Below are 17,486 nucleotides of genomic sequence, written 5' to 3'. Positions count from 1 at the left end.
TTCCTCGGAGGAGATTGCCTACATCCTCAATCATTCCGAATCCAGGGTATTTTTTGTCGAAGATGAAGAACAGATCGACAAGGTGCTTCTGGCCAGGGCCCAGCTCCCCCTTTTAGAGAAGGTGATCGTCTATGATATGGAGGGGCTCCGCAATCTCAAGGACCCCATGGTTATGAGTTTTGAGGATTTCCTGGTCCTGGGGGAAGCAGAATGCCGGAAAAACCCGGAGCGGTTCGATCAACTTTGGCCCCAGGTGCAGCCGGAAGATACGGCTTTAATCGTCTATACCTCCGGTACAACCGGCCCTCCCAAGGGGGCGATGATCTCCCACCAGAACGTCACCTGGACCAACCGGGCCCTGGTGAAGACCAACACGGCTTATGAAGGGGATGAAATCCTGTCCTACCTCCCCCTTTGCCATGTGGCCGAAAGAAACAGTACGACCTTTGCGGCCATGACCAACGGCTATGTCATCAACTTCGCCGAAAACCTGGAGACGGTTCCCGAGGATTTACGGGAGATCTCCCCTCATTCCTTTTTTGCCGTGCCCCGGATCTGGGAGAAATTTTATTCCCAGATCATCCTCCAGATGCAGGAATGCACCTGGTTGGAAAAAAAGGCTTTTGCCTGGGCGGTCCTTATGGGGCAGAAGGCCTCGGGCCTTAAATTGGATCACCAGCCCTGGCCAGCTTTTCTCAAGATCCAATACGCCCTGGCCCACTTCCTGGTGTTCCGGAATCTTAAACGCCTCTTAGGTCTGGAGCGGGCCAGATATATGATCTCCGGCGGGGCGCCTATTTCCCCCGAGATCCTAAAATTTTTTCACTCCGTGGGATTGTTCATCCGGGAGGTTTACGGGCAGACCGAGGGCACCGGTCCAACTTCCATTCATCAGGGGGAGGATGTCAAGCTGGGAACGGTCGGAAAACCCATTCCGGAAACTGAAGTCCGGATTGCCGAAGACGGAGAGATCCTGGTCCGGGGACTTCATGTATTTCAAGGTTACCTGAAGGCACCGGATTTAACCCGGGAAACGGTTATTGATGGATGGCTCCATTCCGGAGACGTCGGCCGGTTCGATGAAGAGGGCAATCTGGTCATCACCGATCGGAAGAAGGACATTATCATTACCTCCGGCGGTAAAAATGTCACCCCGCAATTCATTGAAAACAAGCTGAAATTCAGCCCCTATATCAACGATGCCGTGGTCATCGGAGACGGCCGTAAATACCTGACGGCCCTGATTATGATCGACAAGGAAAATGTCACCCAGTATGCCCAGGACAACCGGATCCCCTTTACGACTTATAAAAGCCTCTGTCATAATGAAGACATACGGGACCTCATTCAAAAAGAGGTCAACAAGGTCAACAAGACCCTGGCCCAGGTGGAAACCCTGAAAGATTTCCGCCCCATCGATATCGAACTGACCAGTGACGACCCGGAGTTGACGGCCACCATGAAGCTGAAGCGAAAATATGTCAATGAGCGCTTCAAGGATCTTATTCGTGAAATGTATTAGGCCCCGGTGCCTGAGGTACTGAAATGGAATAAACCTTAAAGACCTCAATCTCTTTACGGGTGGACCGTGATGTCTTGGAATGGTTCAAAGCGCAGGGGGCGGGATACCAGTCAAAAATGAATGCCGTGCTTAAGGCGTTCAAAGAAGAGTCCGCCTGAAAAACTGTTTTCACCACAGAGACACAAAGATCGCAGAGAATAAAATTTATCGATTGCCGTAATTTCTATTATGCTCGAACCAGGTCTTTTAAATTTTGAACCGTTTCCCAGGAAAATGGGTTAAGACAAGGCCATAAGGAATTATTGTGGAACAGGGGTTCTTCGGCTAAGGAGAATCGGGAAACACGGCAGGCTTCATCCCATAGGGCCGTTTTGGGCAAGGGCGAGTATTCGGCCAGTCTGGGACGGAGCCCCAACGTTTTTACCTCCTGAATCGTCTGCTTAATTTCTTTCAAGGTCTGACCCGGAAGCCCGATCAAAAGATAGACCTCAATCTGATTATTTCCAAATCCGGCTTTTTTCAAGGCAATTATAGCCTGATCCAGATCGGCCTGATTCATCTTACCCCCCCAGGCCTTTTGCCGCTCCCAGTTGGTTGTTTCCAGGCCCAAACGCACCGTTTTGAAACCGGCTTTAAAAAGGAGACCGGCCCTTTCCAGCGTGATCTCACGGACATGAAGGGCATTGGGGGTATGAAAGCGCACGGAAATGTCCTTCCTGAGCAAGGTCTCCAGGATAGGCCCCAGATGATTCTCAAATCCGATCAACAGGGCATCATCATAAAAGGCAAAATCCAAAATCCCTTTGGCCTGATGCCAGTATACGATCTCATCCATCACACCTTCCACGGAACGTTGAGAGAATTGGGGTTGCAGGAGTCCGGAGGCGCAATAGGGACAGGCAAAAGGACATCCCCGGGAAGTTAAAAGACCAATATAGTCCAGGGAGGAATACAAATCATAGGCCGGGAAAGGATAGCTGTCCGGAACATCGGGGTCCGGCGTGACTTGAGGCGCAATTCCGGTAAGAGAAGCCAGTAATTTTAAAATTGCCCCTTCTCCCGGACCGGTGATAAGATAATCAGGGTCTATTATCTTTCGGGCGTGCTCGGGCATCAAGGTGGCATAGATACCACCCAGGATAATCGGGGATTCGGGGAAGACGGATCGGACCAATTTTACAGTCTCGATAATCCCCCCGTACCAATAGGTCATCGAGGAGGTGATCAAAACGGCTCGAGGTCTGGGAAGTTCTTTCAGGGCAGCCAAAAAAAGATGGGGCGGGACCCCGTAACGGTAATAGTATCTGGGGATGTTTTGCAGGACCGAAGGTTTGGAAAGGCGCTGGCGGAAATATTTTCCGGTCCCATAGGCCTTGCGGACCGGAGGAGGAGACAGGGTTTCGGTTCCTTTAAAATGGATATCCAGGCAGTCCATGAGGTGTACCTGGTAGCCGTTGGCCCGCAAGGTTCCGGCCAGATAAAGTAATCCCAGGGGTTTGGCCCAGAGATCAAAGGCGGTAAAGTCCTGGATATAAGGATTGATCAATAGGATGTGAGGGGCGGATGACATATTCGTATTAGGCGCAGGGCTCAAGGCGCAGGGCACAAGGCCCAAGGGGATTTTACATTATTTTGGCCTCTTGGTGAGTACCGTTTACCTTGCACCTTGAGCCTTGTACCTTATACCTGATTTATCTATACCTGAAACCATGGAATCAGATCAAATAAAAAAGCTGCTCTGCAGGGTGACCGGTCGGCCTTTTTTTAAGATGCTTCTTGAAATTGCGGAAGAGGTGGGAGCGGATATTTTCCTGGTCGGTGGAGTGGTCCGGGATTGGCTGCTGGGGCGGGAAACCCAGGATGTAGACCTGGCCTTGTCCAGGGAGGCCCTGAAGGCGGCCCGGATCTTTGCCGCTCGGACCGGCGGGACTTTTATTTTGCTTCGGGAGGAAGGGGAAACGGCCCGGGTGGTCACCAACGGTCAGACCTTTGATTTCTGCAAATTTCGTGGCCCTGACCTGGAAGCGGATTTAAAAGGCCGGGATTTTACTGTCAATGCCATCGCTCTTTCCCTGGCCCAGGCCTTTGCCCCGGGGGAATGGGTCCCTTGTGATCCCTTAAAAGGGATTGAAGATTTGCACAAAAGGGTTTTGCGCATGACTTCCCCGGATTGTTTTCAGCAAGACCCCTTACGGATGTTGCGGGCCTTTCGTTTATCGGCCCAATTAGGCTTAACGATTCATTCTGAAACAAGACAGGCTATTAAAAGATGGGCACTTACTCTGACTCGAAGCGCTCCGGAACGGATCCATTATGAATGGCAATTATTACTCGCTCTGGATGATAGCTTCGTTTCGATTAAAGAAATGGAGGAAGCGGGTCTGCTCACCATCCTTTTCCCGGAACTGGACCGTTTGAAAGGGATCCGACAGGATCGATACCACCACCTGGACGTTTTTCAACACAGTCTGCTGACTTTTCAATGTCTGGAAAAATTGATTCAACGGCTTATTCCTCTCCCGAAAGACCTTGATGGGGAAATGGTTTCCACCCTTAAGCCGGACAGGAAACGGGCCTGGCTAAAATGGGCAGCCCTTTTTCACGACCTGGGGAAGGCTGCAACAGGTAATGAAAAGGAGGGATTTAAGACTTTTTATGGTCATCCCGAAGCCTCTCAGACGCTTTTCAGTTTCGTTGCCGAACGGTATCGTCTCAGTAATCGGGAAAAAGAATTTATTGAAAAGATGATTGGCTGGCATATGCGTCCCCTTTTTCTGGTTCAAGAAGATCGAATGGGGCATTTAGGCCGTCGAGCCTTGAATCGTTTGGTCCGGGAAGGGGCAGACGAGTTAAGCTGTCATTTTTTATTAGCCCTGGCCGATAGTCTGGCGGCCCAGGGTAAGGAGAAACCTGAGGATCTGGAAGACCGTTTAATCGATCTATGGCGTAAGGCGATTTTTATCCGGGATGAATGGCTCCGTCCTCTGGCAAATACCCTCCCCCTTATATCAGGAAAGGATCTGATTGAATTGGGTTTGACTCCCGGCCCGATTTTTAAAACCCTTTTGTCTGAAGTAGAGGAGGAGCAATGGGATGGTGTGGTAAAGTCCAGGGAAGAGGCCCTGGAATGGGTAAGAAGGAGAGTGGGAATTTAGTCAGAAAATAAACTTCGGGGATCGGGGTTCGGGGGTCAGGGATCGGTGAAATCCTATTGCCTATAAGCCCTTTTTATTCCAATTGTTACGCTTCATGGTACCCTCTGGAAAATAAAGTTCGGAGTCAGTTTTATGTTTTTCCTTAACCCCCAATCCCTGACCCCTGACTCCATTTCCATGCTTTCGTGGTGCCACGCCCTAAGCGTGGCATGAGGGCTTAATACTGGATAAAATACCGGCTGGGAGGTTATTAAATACTTAGACTATTAGGAGTGAGCCCCTACGGTTGGATAGGGGGTATATAATGGGGGTCGACCATATATCCGATGGTAACGATCAACACAAAAAGGACCCAGAAGAAAATAGAAATAACCAGCCAATCTTGGGCGGTATCCGGTTTATTTTTTTGATTTTGGGCTTCCATATGAAACATTCAGCCTCTGTTGGGGGCGGCATAAAGCATGAAAATTGAAATTATGGGTTTTTGCTCCCCCTGTCAAGCAATTCCTGGCCGGCCAAGAATTGCTCCAGGGCTTCCTGACAGTTAAGAGGCTCGTATCCTGTCGCTAAGGTGAGATAGCGGATGTCCAGGACGGAATAAGCCGGCCTGGGGGCCGGTCTGTTCAGTTCCAGGCAGGTCAAAGGAAGTATCTCCTTATTCAATCCCTTGGCTTTCAAGACAGCCTTGCCGAAATCATACCAACTGATTCCCCCTTCGGTCTGATCCGTAAGATGATAAACCCCATAATTTCCTGACCGGATCAATTTCAAAATCCCCCGGGAGAGGTTGACGCTCCAGGTGGGGGACATCATTTGATCCGATACAATAGTCAACGGACCATCTTGTTCGGCTTTGTTAATAATCGTCTGGACAAAATTAAGACCATGCTTTCCATACAAGGAACTGGAGCGGATGATATAATATCGAGTAAGCAGTCGCTCCACAAAGAATTCTCCGGCCCGCTTGGTGGACCCGTAAACACTGATCGGATTGGGCTGGTCCCAGGGCTGGTAAGGCCGCTTGGCCTGGCCGTCAAAAACATAATCGGTGCTTATATGACAGAGGATGACGTTAAATTTCCGGCAGGCCAGGGCCAGGTAATGGACCCCCAGGGCATTGACCTTAAAGGCCCCTTTCCAATCCTTTTCCGCCTGATCCACCGCCGTATAGCCGGCACAGTTGATTACCAATTCCGGCTGAATGGTTTCTATCTTTTTGAAGACCTCTTCTTTCCTGGTGATATCCAGGTCCTGAATGGACAGGGGGATCACCTCATGGTCCGCCCGGAGAATGGGGACCAGGTCGGCGGACAATAAACCAGGATAACCGGTGACCAGGATCTTCATGACTTGCTCCAGAAGCCCTTACTTTCCTCTTGAAGTCTTTCTTTGAGGGGCTTCCACCACTGCCCTTGGTCCTGATACCATTGAATAGTCCGAGTAAGGCCTTCCGAAAAGTTTACCGTCGGGTGCCAGCCAATCTCTTTTTTGATTTTGGCGTTGCTCAAGGCATAGCGTAAATCATGCCCGGGACGGTCGGTGACGAATTGAAGAAATTCCTCTCCTTTTTTTAAAAAGGAAAGGACCTGGCGGGCCACTTCAATATTCGACCTTTCGGATTCACCCCCGATGTTATAGGCTTCTCCGGGCCTTCCCTTGAAAAGAACCTGATCAATGGCCTGACAGGCATCTTCCACAAAAAGCCAGTCACGAATATTTTCTCCGCGGCCGTAGACCGGAATGGGCCGGTCCTCCAAAAGATTGGTGATCATTAAGGGAATGAATTTTTCAGGAAACTGATAAGGACCGTAATTGTTCGAGGGGCGGACAATAAGAATGGGAAAGCCATAGGTCTCAAAATAGGCCCGCACCAGGAGATCGGCCCCGGCCTTACTGGCTGAATAGGGGGAGTTGGGTTTAAAGGCGGTTTGTTCGGTAAAATGACCTTCCAACCCGAGAGTGCCATAGACTTCATCGGTGGAAATATTAAGGAAACGGAACGAAGGATCTTTACCCAGGGTGTCGTCCCAATATCGTTTAAAAACTTCCAATAAAGTATGGGTACCCAGGACATTGGTCTGAATGAACTCTCTCGATCCTGATATGGAGCGATCCACATGGGACTCGGCGGCAAAATGGACCACGGCCTGGATGGGAAAATCCCGGCCAATTTGATGAAGTAAGGCCTCATCCATTATGTCTCCCTGGATAAAATGGTACTGCGGATTGGATGAGAGGTCCATGAGATTTTCAGGGTTAGCCGAATAGGTCAGCTTATCCAGATTGATTATATGACAAGAGGGATGGGCTTTTAAAAATAGCCGGATAAAATTGGAGCCGATAAATCCCAGACCGCCGGTAATTAATATAGTTTTTGACATATTTGTTCCAACTTTGATTGGCTTTTCTTTTGTCAGGAAAATAGTTTTCAGTTCGGAGTGATTAGTTCGGAGTAAGAATCTACGCCTAAAACTCCGAACTCCGAACTCCGAACTTTTGTTTTTTCACACTTCGACAACCGCATTATCTCCGATCATCAATCGAAGGGCCTTGGAATGATTTTCCCCCTGGATGACTTTTGCTTCCCGGCCGATCAGGCTGTCTTCGAGACGGGCAATATTTTCGACATGACAATGGTTCATCAAGACCGAATGTTCGATCACGGAATGGATCACCCGGCTATAGGGCCCGATGGTCGTATAGGGCCCGATAAAAGAATGGATGATCTGGGCCCCTTCCCCGATTACGACCGGCCCTCGAATAATACTGCCGATCACTTTGGCTTTCTTACCCAGGCGAACCCGGCCGATGATCTGGCTCTTGGCATCGCATTTTCCGCAAATGTCCCGTTTAATGTAATCATCCAGGACGGTGGTATTGGCCGCCAGGAAATCATCTTTCTTCCCGGTATCCAGCCACCACCCTTCCAGGATATGGCCTTTGACCAGGCCCTTCATGTTCATTAACTCCTGGATGGCATCGGTGATCTCCAACTCACCCCGGGCCGAAGGCTTTATTCGGGCGATGGCTTGGTGGATCCTGGGGGAAAAAAAATAGACCCCTACTAAAGCCAGATTGGAAGGAGGGTTTTCGGGTTTTTCGATCAGGCGGGTGATATGACCCTTTTTATTCAGAACCGCCACCCCAAAGGCCTTGGGGTTTTCCACTTCTTTTAAAAATAAAAAGGCATCGAGATTCTCTTTGAAAAATTGTTCCCGATAGTCCTTGATCCCTTCAGCCAGAAGGTTGTCTCCCAGATACATGACAAAAGGGGAATTCCCTAAAAAAGGCTGGGCGGTTTTAACCGCATGGGCCAGGCCCAGCGGTTGATCCTGGAGGATATATTGGATCGAAAGCTCCCACCGGTTCCCATTTTTTAAAAATTGCCTGACAGCGTCCTGGGTCTCAGGAGCGACCACCACTCCAACCTCTTTAATCCCGGCTTCCATGAGGTGCTGGAAGACATACCCCAAAATGGGTTCGTTGGCCACTGGAACCAATTGCTTGGCCATGGTGTGGGTGATCGGCCTAAGGCGGGTCCCTTTCCCTCCGGATAATACCAAAGCCTTCATACTACCCTTCCTTCTTTAACTATTTTGACTGTTTATACTGGTATTAGGCTGGAAAGTCAAGCCCCTTGACTCAGGCCATTTCCGATCTTACTATTATTACAAGTTTTTGAAATCAAGGGCAATTTTTAAATACTGTTTATCCTGTCAGGTCAAAACTTTTTCTTGGGGAGGGGTAAAATGGCCAAATGGAACATTGATCCGGATCATACCGTAGCAGCATTTTCAGTCCGTCACTTCATGATCACCCTGGTGCGGGGCCAATTCAACAAGGTTGCCGGGACCATGGAATTCGATCCGGAAGACCCGAGTCTCGGTTCGGTGGAGGTCACCATCGATGCCGCCGGCATTTATACCGGTATCCCCAAGCGGGACGAACATCTTCGGAGCCCGGACTTTCTGGATGTGGAAAAATTCCCGACCATCCTTTTTAAAAGCAGCCAGGTCGAACCGGTAGCCGTCAATTATTTCAAGGTTAAGGGAGAATTGACCATTCGCGAAACTACCCGGCCGGTTATCCTGGACGTAGAATATCTCGGACGGGTAAAGAGCCCCTTCGACGAAGATGTCAGTATCGGCTTTTCGGCCTCCACCCGTATCAATCGTCAGGACTATGGTGTGAGTTGGAATTTCACCATGGAAAACGGTGGACTGGTGGCTGGGAATCACCTGGACCTCAAACTGGAAGTTGAAGCTGACTTGGTTCAGGGATAGCAGTCCGAGTGCGGATTTCGGATTTCGGATTTCGGAATTTTAAAGCAAAACCATTTTTATGCTTCGTGGTGCCCGCCACGGGCATGTGGCTTGGTACTAAAAGAGAGTCCCACCAAAAAAGATCAATCCGAAAGCTGCAAAAATAATTCCTAAAAAAGATTGACATCGTTTGCTCAATGGTTATAATGAAAATGAAAATCATTTTCATTAATAATTTACTATTATGGAACGATCCGTTTTAAAACAGTTTATTAAAACCCAGGGGTTACGTCAGTCCAGCCAGCGGGAGCGGGTGGTGGATGCTTTTTTGTCCCAGAAGGGACACGCCTCGGCTGAAGAACTCCTGACCCAGGTCCGGAAAATAGACAAGAGGGTAGGGCTGACCACCATTTATCGGACCCTGAAACTTCTGACCCAGTGTGGTCTGGCGGTGGAGAGGAAATTCAACCGCCAGGTGTCTACTTTTGAGCCGGCCCGGCTTGGTCAGCATCACGACCACCTTATTTGCCTGGGATGCGGTCGGATTATGGAATTTGAGAACAAGGCTATTGAAACCCTCCAGGAGGTGGTGGCCCGGGAACAGGGATTCAGGATTACCCATCATATCCTGGAGTTGTATGGGTATTGCCTGGATTGCTCCAAACATACCGGAAAGAATTCGAAAACGAAATGACGGCTTCTGCTTCCACGAACTCAAAACCTATCGGTCCCACTAAGGTAATCCTGGTTGGAAACCCCAATGTGGGGAAGAGTGTGATCTTTAATTACTTGACCGGGACCTATCGGGTAGTTTCCAACTATCCCGGTACGACCGTTGAAGTATCCTCCGGGGCGGCTAAGGATAACGCCTTCCCTTTTACGATACTGGATACTCCGGGGGTCAATAATCTCATCCCCAATTCGGAAGATGAGAAGGTTACCCGGGATATCCTCTTGTCCGAAACGGATTATCGGGTGATCAATGTTCTGGACGCCAAAAACCTGCGCCGCGGTCTATTGATCGCCCTTCAGTTGATCGAAATGGGTCTGCCGGTGATTTTGATCCTCAATATGATGGACGAAGCCAAGAGCCGGGGGATAGAGATCAACCTGAAGGCCATTAAGGAGGTCTTCGGCCTGCCGGTCGTTGCTGCGGTAGCTACCCGGAAAAAGGGGCTGGAGCACCTTTTCCCGGCCCTGAAGGATTGTCCGAAATCCACCTTCTCTTTCCAATATTCCGAGGCCATTGAAGGGGGGATCGCCTCTTTGTTGCCTCTGCTGCCACCGGCCCCGATCAGCGGCAGGTCTCTGGCCCTGATGCTTTTGGCCGGGGATGAGACCCTCAGGCCCTGGCTGGAAGAAAGGCTGAAGACCCCGGAGATGGAACAGATTGAGGCCATCTGCTCTCAATACCGAAAGGCCTATCCGGAATCATTAAGCTACCGGATCAACATCGAGCGCCTGGAGAAGATAGACCAACTGCTGCTCCGAATCCAATCCGGAGAACGGGTTTCCGTTCAAGGGTGGGGCCGGCGTTTGGGGGAATGGTCCACCCACCGCTTTATCGGGTTTGTCTGGATGCTATTGGCCTTGTTTCTGTCTTATGAATTTATCGGGGTCCTGGGGGCCGATCTGGCTGTGGGTTTTATGGAAGAAACCGTCTTCGGGGGATATATCAATCCCTTTTTAATCCGGCTGGTCAAGGCGGTCATTCCTTTTGGAATAGTCCAGGAGCTCCTGGTCGGTCCTTACGGGATCTTCACCATGGCCCTGACCTATGCCCTGGCCTTGATCCTGCCCATAGTCGGATTCTTTTTTCTCATCTTCGGTTTCATGGAAGATTCCGGGTATCTGCCCCGCCTGGCGGTGATGAGCAACCGGATCTTTAAAATCATGGGGTTGAACGGGAAGGCTGTCCTGCCGATGATTTTAGGACTGGGGTGCGATACCATGGCCACTATGACCACCCGCATCCTGGAGACCCGCAAGGATAAGATCATTGTTACCCTTCTCCTGGCCCTGGGGGTCCCCTGTTCAGCCCAGTTGGCGGTAATCTTCGGCATGTTGTCCGGCTTCTCTCCCTGGATCGTTATTTCCTGGGCGGCGATCATCGCCGGGGTGATCCTCCTGGTGGGTTTCCTGGCCGGCAAGTTGATCCCCGGAGAAAGTGCCAGCTTTATCCTGGAACTCCCGCCCCTGCGCTGGCCCCAAATGAAGAACATCCTGATAAAGACCCTTTCCCGTATCGAATGGTATCTTCAGGAAGCGGTCCCCCTTTTTATTTTAGGCACCCTGGTCCTGTTTGTTCTGGATAAAAGCGGCGCCATGGCTTCTTTAGAGTTGTGGGCCAGGCCGCTGGTCGTTTCCTGGCTGGGCTTACCGGCCGAATCCACTTCTTCTTTCATTATCGGTTTCTTACGGCGGGATTATGGGGCGGCCGGTTTTTTCGCCATGGCCCAAAAAGGCCTTCTGACCCCTAATCAGGTTTTGGTGGCCCTGGTGACCATTACCCTTTTTGTTCCCTGTATCGCCAATTTTTTTGTTATCATAAAAGAGCGTGGCTGGAAGATGGCCCTGATCATTTCCGGAGTGGTCATTTTTATCGCCCTGCTTATGGGCGGGGTGGTGGATTGGGGATTAAAGACATTTTCGATCACCCTTTGAGAGAGTCGTAACCATTGGAAAAAGATCAAACTATCCAATGTTCCCTATGCGGGCACCAATTCATTATGGACGGGAGTTCCTGCCCTTCGGCCTGCCCCTTAAGCCGGAAGTGTAACCTGGTCTGTTGTCCTAATTGCGGCTTCAGTTTTCCTAAAAATTCCCGGACCGTGGCCTTTTTCAAAAGTCTTTTTAAGAAAGGGAGAAACCATGACATCCAATCCTGACCGTTTAAATGGAACACCTGAGCAGCATCAAGGCCATCGTTGGTATGGCGGACGGGAGGTTCGAACCCGAGAGGAAAGTATTGACGAACTGTTGGAATTGATCTGGATCCTCCGGGAAAAAGGGGTCACCGATCTTAATAGCCTGCTTCAAAATACGACTGATCCGGAAGCCCGGGCGGTTTTGAATCAGATGATGGGGCAAGGGCTTTTTGAAATGGAAGGGGATATCCTGAAATTTAAGGAAAAGGGAGAATCCCTGGCGGAAGGGATCGTTCGGCGTCACCGCTTAACCGAACGCTTGTTGATGGAACTCTTTGAGATGTCGGAAGAAGAAGCCGAAGAAGAAGCCTGTAAGTTGGAACATGTCTTAAGCCCGGCAGTGACCGACAGCGTCTGTTCTTTTTTGGGCCACCCGCCGGTTTGCCCCCATGGGAAGCCCATCCCCCAGGGTCCTTGCTGCAAAAAATTGACCGGGGAAATGAAACCCTTGATCAGGCCTTTGAATGATTTGGCTTTAGGCCAGGAAGGCCGAGTGGTCTTTATTTCAACACGGGTCAAGGACCGGCTGGAGCCTTTGAGCTCTTTCGGGGTAATCCCCGGCATCATCATCCAACTCAAACAGCGCCGCCCCTCGTATGTTATCCAGATCGGGGAGACCTCCATTGCCCTGGATGAAAGTATCGGCCGGGAGATTTTTGTCAAGGCGGTGTAATTAGCGGTCAGCCTTCAGCAAGCAGCATTTTGCCAACTATGATGGTCTCGTAAAAACTCGTCATTCCCGCGAAGGCGGGAATCCAGGTTATATGTAACTAATTAATCCCGCCAAAGGCGGGACCCGTTTCACGGGAATGACGTAAATCGGCTCTTTTGGACTTCCAACTAACTTAGCTTTTTTATTGCTAAGTTAGTTTCTGATACAGCGCCGCAAAGCGGCGTTTCATAGCTTTTTACGAACGCATCAACTATGGGTAAAGGTTTTTCTGAAAGCTAAAAGCTGAGGGCTGAAAGCTCGCATCAGGCATAAGTAACCACAAAGGAAGGTTCGGCGGACTTCTCTTCAAAAAGGATCTCGATTTCATAAACCCCATGGTCCAGGGTGGCCCGCATATTATAGCCTAATTTTTTCAGCAGATGGATAGTCTTGGGGTTGTCCGCATCCACATAGGCGCTGATCCCTTTAAAGCCTTTCCCCTTGGCAATCTCACAAATATATTCCAGCAAGTCCTTACCGATTCCCATCCGCCGATACCCCTCGGCTACGGCCACATCCACCTCCACCAGATCCTTGCCCGGCTCGGCGATATAGCGGGCAATGGCGATCATCTTTTCGAAGCCGACTTCTCCGGTCAGACACAAGATGGTCATCCGGAAGTGATAGTCAATATCCGCCATGGCAGCCATTTCTTCCCTGGGAAAGGCCTTCATGGAACGGAGAAAACGGTAATAAATATCCCGGTCGCTGAGACTGTAAAAAAATTCCTGGATGATTCGGACATCGCTTGGTTTGGCCGGACGGAATAAGAGGGTTTGACTGTCAAAGGCTATTTTTTTCTCTAATTCCTGGGGATAAATGGCCTGGGTCAGATAGGTAATGGGTTCTCCATGAGACAACAAGCCCTGATCCCTGGCCAGGTTTAAAAATTCCTGACGAAATTTGGGATGGGCGATTTCGATCAAGGCCAAGGCCCGATCCTTAAAGGATTTGGCGTGCAGGTTCACCGACCCGAATTCGGTCACCACATAACCCACGGCTGCCCGGCTGGCGATTATACCCGAGCCCGAAGGGAGGGTAGGGACGATACAGGAACATTGCCCGTTACGAGTCGTTGAGCGAAGGGCAATGATAAATTTCCCTTTTTTGGCCTGCCAGGTGCCGCGCATAAAATCAATCAATCCGCCGATTCCGGAATAGACCTTGTCAGGATGGGCAGAAGTGCAGACCAGCCCCGTCAAATCCACCTCCAGGGCCTCATGGATGGTGATCATCTTCTGGTGCTGACTGATCACCGTGGGATTATTGGTGTAGGAAATAGGATGGAATTCCACAAAAGAATTAAGATGGACAAAATCAAAAAGCTCCCGGGTCCCCAGACAATAGGAGGCTATTACCTTTTTGCGGTTGATTTCTTTTTCCCGATTGGTGACCGCCCCGGAACGGATCAGGTCCAGATAGCCGTCTGTCAACATGTCAGTATGGATCCCCAGGTCCTTTTTATCCTTAAGGCATTGTAAGGCGGCGGCCGGCAAGTGACCTAATCCGGTATGGATGGTAGAACCATCCTCTATCAATCGGGCGATATTTCTCCCGACAGTCAGGTCGGTTTCGCTAAAATGCGGTCGGGCCACTTCCAACAGGGGTTCTTCGTGTTCGATTAAGGCATCCACTTCATCAAGATGGATAAAACTTTCTCCCAGGGTGACCGGCATGGCCGGATTGACCTGGGCAATGACCGTTCCGGCTGCTTCAATGGCCTCTTTGGTGACGTCAACGGCTACCCCTAAACTCATGTAACCATTTTTATCCGGAGGGGAAACCTGGATCAGGGCGTAATCGATTTCTATTCGCCGGTCGTTGAACAAGCGGGGTATATCTGAGATAAAGATGGGGGTATATTCAGCCCGGCCTTCCCAAACGGCTTCGCGGGCCCCCCGGCTGGCCATAAAAAAAGTTTGAACTCGAAAATGCCCTCCCAGGGTCGAAGCGGTATATCCCGGATCCCGGGCAGAAAGGACATGGAGGATTTCCACATCATACATGCGGTCCGCCTGGGCCACCAGGTTTTTCACCAGGAACTGGGGTTCGCCGCAGCCGCAGCCGATAAAAATCCGGCTCCCTTTTTTTATGCGCTCCAGGGCCTCTTCTACCGTGGTTCGCTTTTTTGAATCCATATCCATTTTTCCTGTTGATCCTTGTCTGAGTAATATAAATCCGTTAGACTTTCCCCTGGATTACTCCCGAATCGTTGGGTGTTTGCAAAGGCAGACGATGGATTTCCCTGATCCCGGCCTTGGCCAGCATTTCCGTAATCTGAAGTTCCGAATAGGACTGGCCGTGGGCTGTGCCCAAAAGCATATTCAGGGAAAAAAGGGCCGGAAAGAGGGGGCCGTCCAGATGATTATTTAACAGGAAATCATGGATCAGAATCAGGCCGTCTGGCTCAAGGATCGAGACGGCCTTTTGGATAATTTTTTGGGCTTCATCTGGTCCCTCGGCATGAAGGATTTGAGAAAGCCAGACCACATCGAAAGTGCCCCGGATATCTTCTTCCGTGTAGTTCCCCTCCTGAAAGGTGACCCGATCGGTCAGGCCGAACCGGGCGATGGTTTTTTCGGCAAAGGGGCGGGTGGAGGACAGATCATAAACCGTGGCCCTGAGGTCGGGGTTTTTCAAACAAAAATGAATGGCATAAGTCCCCGGACCTCCGCCCAAATCCAAAAGGTGCCTCCTGTTGGACAGATCGACTGCCTCGGCAATTCGCGGGCCTATCTGCATGGCCATGTTGAACATGCCCATGAGGAAGCTTTCCCGAACCTCCGGGTTATCAAAAGACGCCCGGGTCCGGACCGGTTTCCCGGATAGGACCCCTTTATCCAACTGGGCCCAGGACTCCATCAAGTGATGATGGTGCCTGATGATATGGCCTATATATTGAGGCGATTCTTTGGACAAAAAGGCATAGCCGCTCGGGATGTTGGCATAGGACTCCGCTTTTTTGACCAACAGGTTCATGGCCGCCAGGGCGTTAAGGAGCATGGTAAGGCCCCTTTGATCCCCATTTATTTTTTGAGCGATCTCCTGGCCGGTGAGCATCTGATTGCCGACGATGGTAAAAATATCCAGTTTCACTCCGGCCTGGAGTGCGCAAGACATCCAGTAATTGCCCGATATCCCCAAAAGTTTCCCGGGATTCCATCCTTCATCCGTCATATCCTTAATCCTTTCTGTATTAATGCCTCAAGCCTTTCTGGGGCACCACGAGGTATGAAAACCGAATTTGCATCTTTAAACTAAGCCTTCATGCCCGTCTGAAGCGGGGCAGCACGAATCATGAAAATATTTTTTAGGGGCTATGGGCGATGGGCAAGATCAAACGGTTTTATGGGTTTTTATTTGCCTATAGCCTATAGCCTCGTGCCTATAGCCCAAATTTTTCTATTTTCGAACTAAAGGATACAATAGGCCCCCCAAAACCTCAATAAATTTTTGCCAACGTACAAAAGATTGACCTTGGCCGCCGATTATTCTATAACCAAAAACATAGCCCTTAAGTCAGTATCCTGCTGAATTCTGGCTCCTGGCCCCTGGATTCCAGAATTTCAAATAAAAAGGAGGCCTCCCGTGAACGAACCGCATGTGCTTTATCAAGTGGAAAAGGCTATCGCCGTTATTTCATTCAACCGACCGGAGGTAAAAAATGCCTTCAGCGCGGAAATGATCGACCTATTGCATAAATTTATTATTGAAGCCCGGGATGATGATTCGGTTAAAGGGATTATCCTGACCGGGAAAGGGGATGCATTTTGTGCCGGCGGAGACGTGCGGGCCATGGCCGAAGGCAAACTCCGGGCCTGGGATATGAAACGCTTTCTCTGGGAAGGAATCCATCGGGTTATTTTACTGATTGAGGATCTGGATAAACCGCTTATTGCCGCTATCAATGGTGACGCTACCGGAGCCGGGATGGGTCTGGCCTTGATGTCGGACATTCGGGTCTGCTCCGATCGGGCGCGGTTTGCCGAATCCTTTATCAAATTGGGTTTAATCGCCGGGGATGGAGACGCCTATTTCCTGCCCCGGATCGTGGGGATGGGGAAGGCCCTGGAGCTCTTATTGACCGGAGATTTGATATCGGCCGAACAGGCCTTTCAATTGGGTATCATCAACAGACTGGTCCCTCAGGAGCAATTGATGACCGAAGCCCTGGCCTTTATGGAAAGGATTATCCGTAATCCGCCCCTGGCCGTCAAGATGATGAAACGGGCGGTCTATCAGGCCCAAACCAATTCCTTAAAAAACCATCTGGATTATGTCTCGTCCCAGATGGCGTTATTGGCCGTGACCGAAGATCACCTGGAGGCGGCCCAGGCCTTTCTGGAAAAAAGAAAACCGGTGTTCAAAGGTAAGTAAGGTTAAGGATGTTCAGGCCGGGCGGAAATATCTTTTCCATCAAGTGCCGCAAGCCTTTTCTCTATCTCTTCCATTTGCCGGGAAAGGGCCTCCAGATCCGTTCTGGTGACGAGATTCAGGCCCTCCAGGCCCTTCCTTATGGTTTCCGAGATCTTTGATTGAAGATCGTCCCATTGCTTTTGGCCGCTCTCAACCAGTTCGTTGGAAAGTTTTTCGGCCTCCTCTCTGGAGATTTTTCCGTCATCAACCCACTTCTTGGTTAATGATTCAACCTTTTCTTTGGTCACAACGGCGGCCCCTATGCCCGCCAGAAGGGTTTTTCGGATGAATTCAAACATAACGAGTTCCTCCTTATTCAGCTCTCATGCCCCGCGGGGGTTACGGATCATGAAAAAAATCGGTTCAAGGTACAAGGTTTAAGGTTCAAGGTTTTTATACTTGCAACTTGCAACTTGAGACTTTTTTCTCTAACTGACCCCTGACCCCAGACCCCATGCCCCAGACCCCAGACCCCAGAACCCAGAAAAAAAT

16 protein-coding genes are annotated in these 17,486 nt (G+C 50.2%); 8 read left to right on the top strand and 8 right to left on the bottom strand.

Annotation, left to right across the window (positions count from 1 at the left end):
- On the top strand, window positions 1-1,522 hold a 1,522-nt coding region (locus HY879_23760), incomplete at its 5' end, for an AMP-binding protein (GenBank protein MBI5606361.1).
- A 47-nt stretch (window positions 1,523-1,569) separates the two neighbouring features.
- Window positions 1,570-1,680 (top strand): BrnA antitoxin family protein, encoded by a 111-nt coding sequence (locus HY879_23755; protein ID MBI5606360.1) that lies wholly within the window; start codon window positions 1,570-1,572, stop codon window positions 1,678-1,680.
- 68 nt (window positions 1,681-1,748) lie between these two features.
- Here the strand turns inward: HY879_23755 and HY879_23750 are convergent, their stop codons facing one another.
- The gene (locus tag HY879_23750; protein MBI5606359.1) at window positions 1,749-3,092 is read right to left on the bottom strand and encodes a B12-binding domain-containing radical SAM protein; all 1,344 of its coding nucleotides are present in this window, start codon (window positions 3,090-3,092) and stop codon (window positions 1,749-1,751) included.
- Between the two features lie 139 nt (window positions 3,093-3,231).
- Here HY879_23750 and HY879_23745 point away from each other — a divergent pair, with 139 nt between their 5' ends.
- Window positions 3,232-4,677 (top strand): CCA tRNA nucleotidyltransferase, encoded by a 1,446-nt coding sequence (locus HY879_23745; protein MBI5606358.1) that lies wholly within the window; start codon window positions 3,232-3,234, stop codon window positions 4,675-4,677.
- Window positions 4,678-4,957: 280 nt separating this feature from the next.
- On the opposite strand, the gene HY879_23740 is transcribed toward HY879_23745, so the two are convergent.
- The 4 genes from HY879_23740 to HY879_23725 all read right to left on the bottom strand — a co-directional run bounded on the left by HY879_23740 (window position 4,958) and on the right by HY879_23725 (window position 8,249).
- A complete protein-coding gene (locus tag HY879_23740; protein ID MBI5606357.1) occupies window positions 4,958-5,110 on the bottom strand; it encodes a hypothetical protein in 153 nt (50 codons plus the stop codon).
- A 41-nt stretch (window positions 5,111-5,151) separates the two neighbouring features.
- A complete protein-coding gene (gene rfbD / locus HY879_23735; GenBank protein MBI5606356.1) occupies window positions 5,152-6,024 on the bottom strand; it encodes a dTDP-4-dehydrorhamnose reductase in 873 nt (290 codons plus the stop codon).
- Entirely contained in the window at window positions 6,021-7,058 is a 1,038-nt protein-coding gene (gene rfbB, locus HY879_23730; GenBank protein MBI5606355.1) for a dTDP-glucose 4,6-dehydratase, read from the bottom strand. Before rfbB ends, rfbD begins: the two co-directional genes overlap by 4 nt.
- Before the next feature lie 123 nt (window positions 7,059-7,181).
- Complete coding sequence (locus HY879_23725) at window positions 7,182-8,249, bottom strand: glucose-1-phosphate thymidylyltransferase (GenBank protein ID MBI5606354.1); 1,068 nt, start codon at window positions 8,247-8,249, stop codon at window positions 7,182-7,184.
- 177 nt (window positions 8,250-8,426) lie between these two features.
- On the opposite strand from HY879_23725, the gene HY879_23720 reads away from it, so the two are divergent.
- The 4 genes from HY879_23720 to HY879_23705 all read left to right on the top strand — a co-directional run bounded on the left by HY879_23720 (window position 8,427) and on the right by HY879_23705 (window position 12,539).
- Entirely contained in the window at window positions 8,427-8,960 is a 534-nt protein-coding gene (locus HY879_23720) for a YceI family protein (GenBank protein MBI5606353.1), read from the top strand.
- A 223-nt stretch (window positions 8,961-9,183) separates the two neighbouring features.
- Window positions 9,184-9,633, top strand: coding sequence for a transcriptional repressor (locus HY879_23715; GenBank protein ID MBI5606352.1), 450 nt, complete (start codon window positions 9,184-9,186; stop codon window positions 9,631-9,633).
- 80 nt (window positions 9,634-9,713) lie between these two features.
- Window positions 9,714-11,603 carry a ferrous iron transport protein B gene (gene feoB, locus HY879_23710; protein MBI5606351.1) on the top strand — a complete coding sequence of 630 codons (1,890 nt, stop codon included), beginning with the start codon at window positions 9,714-9,716 and terminating at the stop codon, window positions 11,601-11,603.
- A gap of 207 nt (window positions 11,604-11,810) precedes the next feature.
- Entirely contained in the window at window positions 11,811-12,539 is a 729-nt protein-coding gene (locus HY879_23705) for a metal-dependent transcriptional regulator (GenBank protein MBI5606350.1), read from the top strand.
- Window positions 12,540-12,841: 302 nt separating this feature from the next.
- Here the strand turns inward: HY879_23705 and HY879_23700 are convergent, their stop codons facing one another.
- Window positions 12,842-14,716, bottom strand: a complete 1,875-nt coding sequence (locus tag HY879_23700) for a GNAT family N-acetyltransferase (GenBank protein MBI5606349.1) — start codon at window positions 14,714-14,716, stop codon at window positions 12,842-12,844.
- A gap of 43 nt (window positions 14,717-14,759) precedes the next feature.
- Window positions 14,760-15,755: a methyltransferase gene (locus HY879_23695; protein ID MBI5606348.1), complete on the bottom strand. Its 996-nt coding sequence runs from the start codon at window positions 15,753-15,755 to the stop codon at window positions 14,760-14,762.
- Window positions 15,756-16,166: 411 nt separating this feature from the next.
- Between HY879_23695 and HY879_23690 the strand changes: the two genes are divergently transcribed.
- Window positions 16,167-16,955, top strand: coding sequence for an enoyl-CoA hydratase/isomerase family protein (locus tag HY879_23690; protein MBI5606347.1), 789 nt, complete (start codon window positions 16,167-16,169; stop codon window positions 16,953-16,955).
- 2 nt (window positions 16,956-16,957) lie between these two features.
- On the opposite strand, the gene HY879_23685 is transcribed toward HY879_23690, so the two are convergent.
- Window positions 16,958-17,293 (bottom strand): phasin family protein, encoded by a 336-nt coding sequence (locus HY879_23685; protein ID MBI5606346.1) that lies wholly within the window; start codon window positions 17,291-17,293, stop codon window positions 16,958-16,960.
- Window positions 17,294-17,486 lie beyond the last annotated feature (193 nt).

The organism is Deltaproteobacteria bacterium (assembly GCA_016219225.1).
Taxonomy (GTDB): domain Bacteria; phylum Desulfobacterota; class RBG-13-43-22; order RBG-13-43-22; family RBG-13-43-22; genus RBG-13-43-22.
This window is presented reverse-complemented; position numbering and strand designations above follow the sequence as displayed.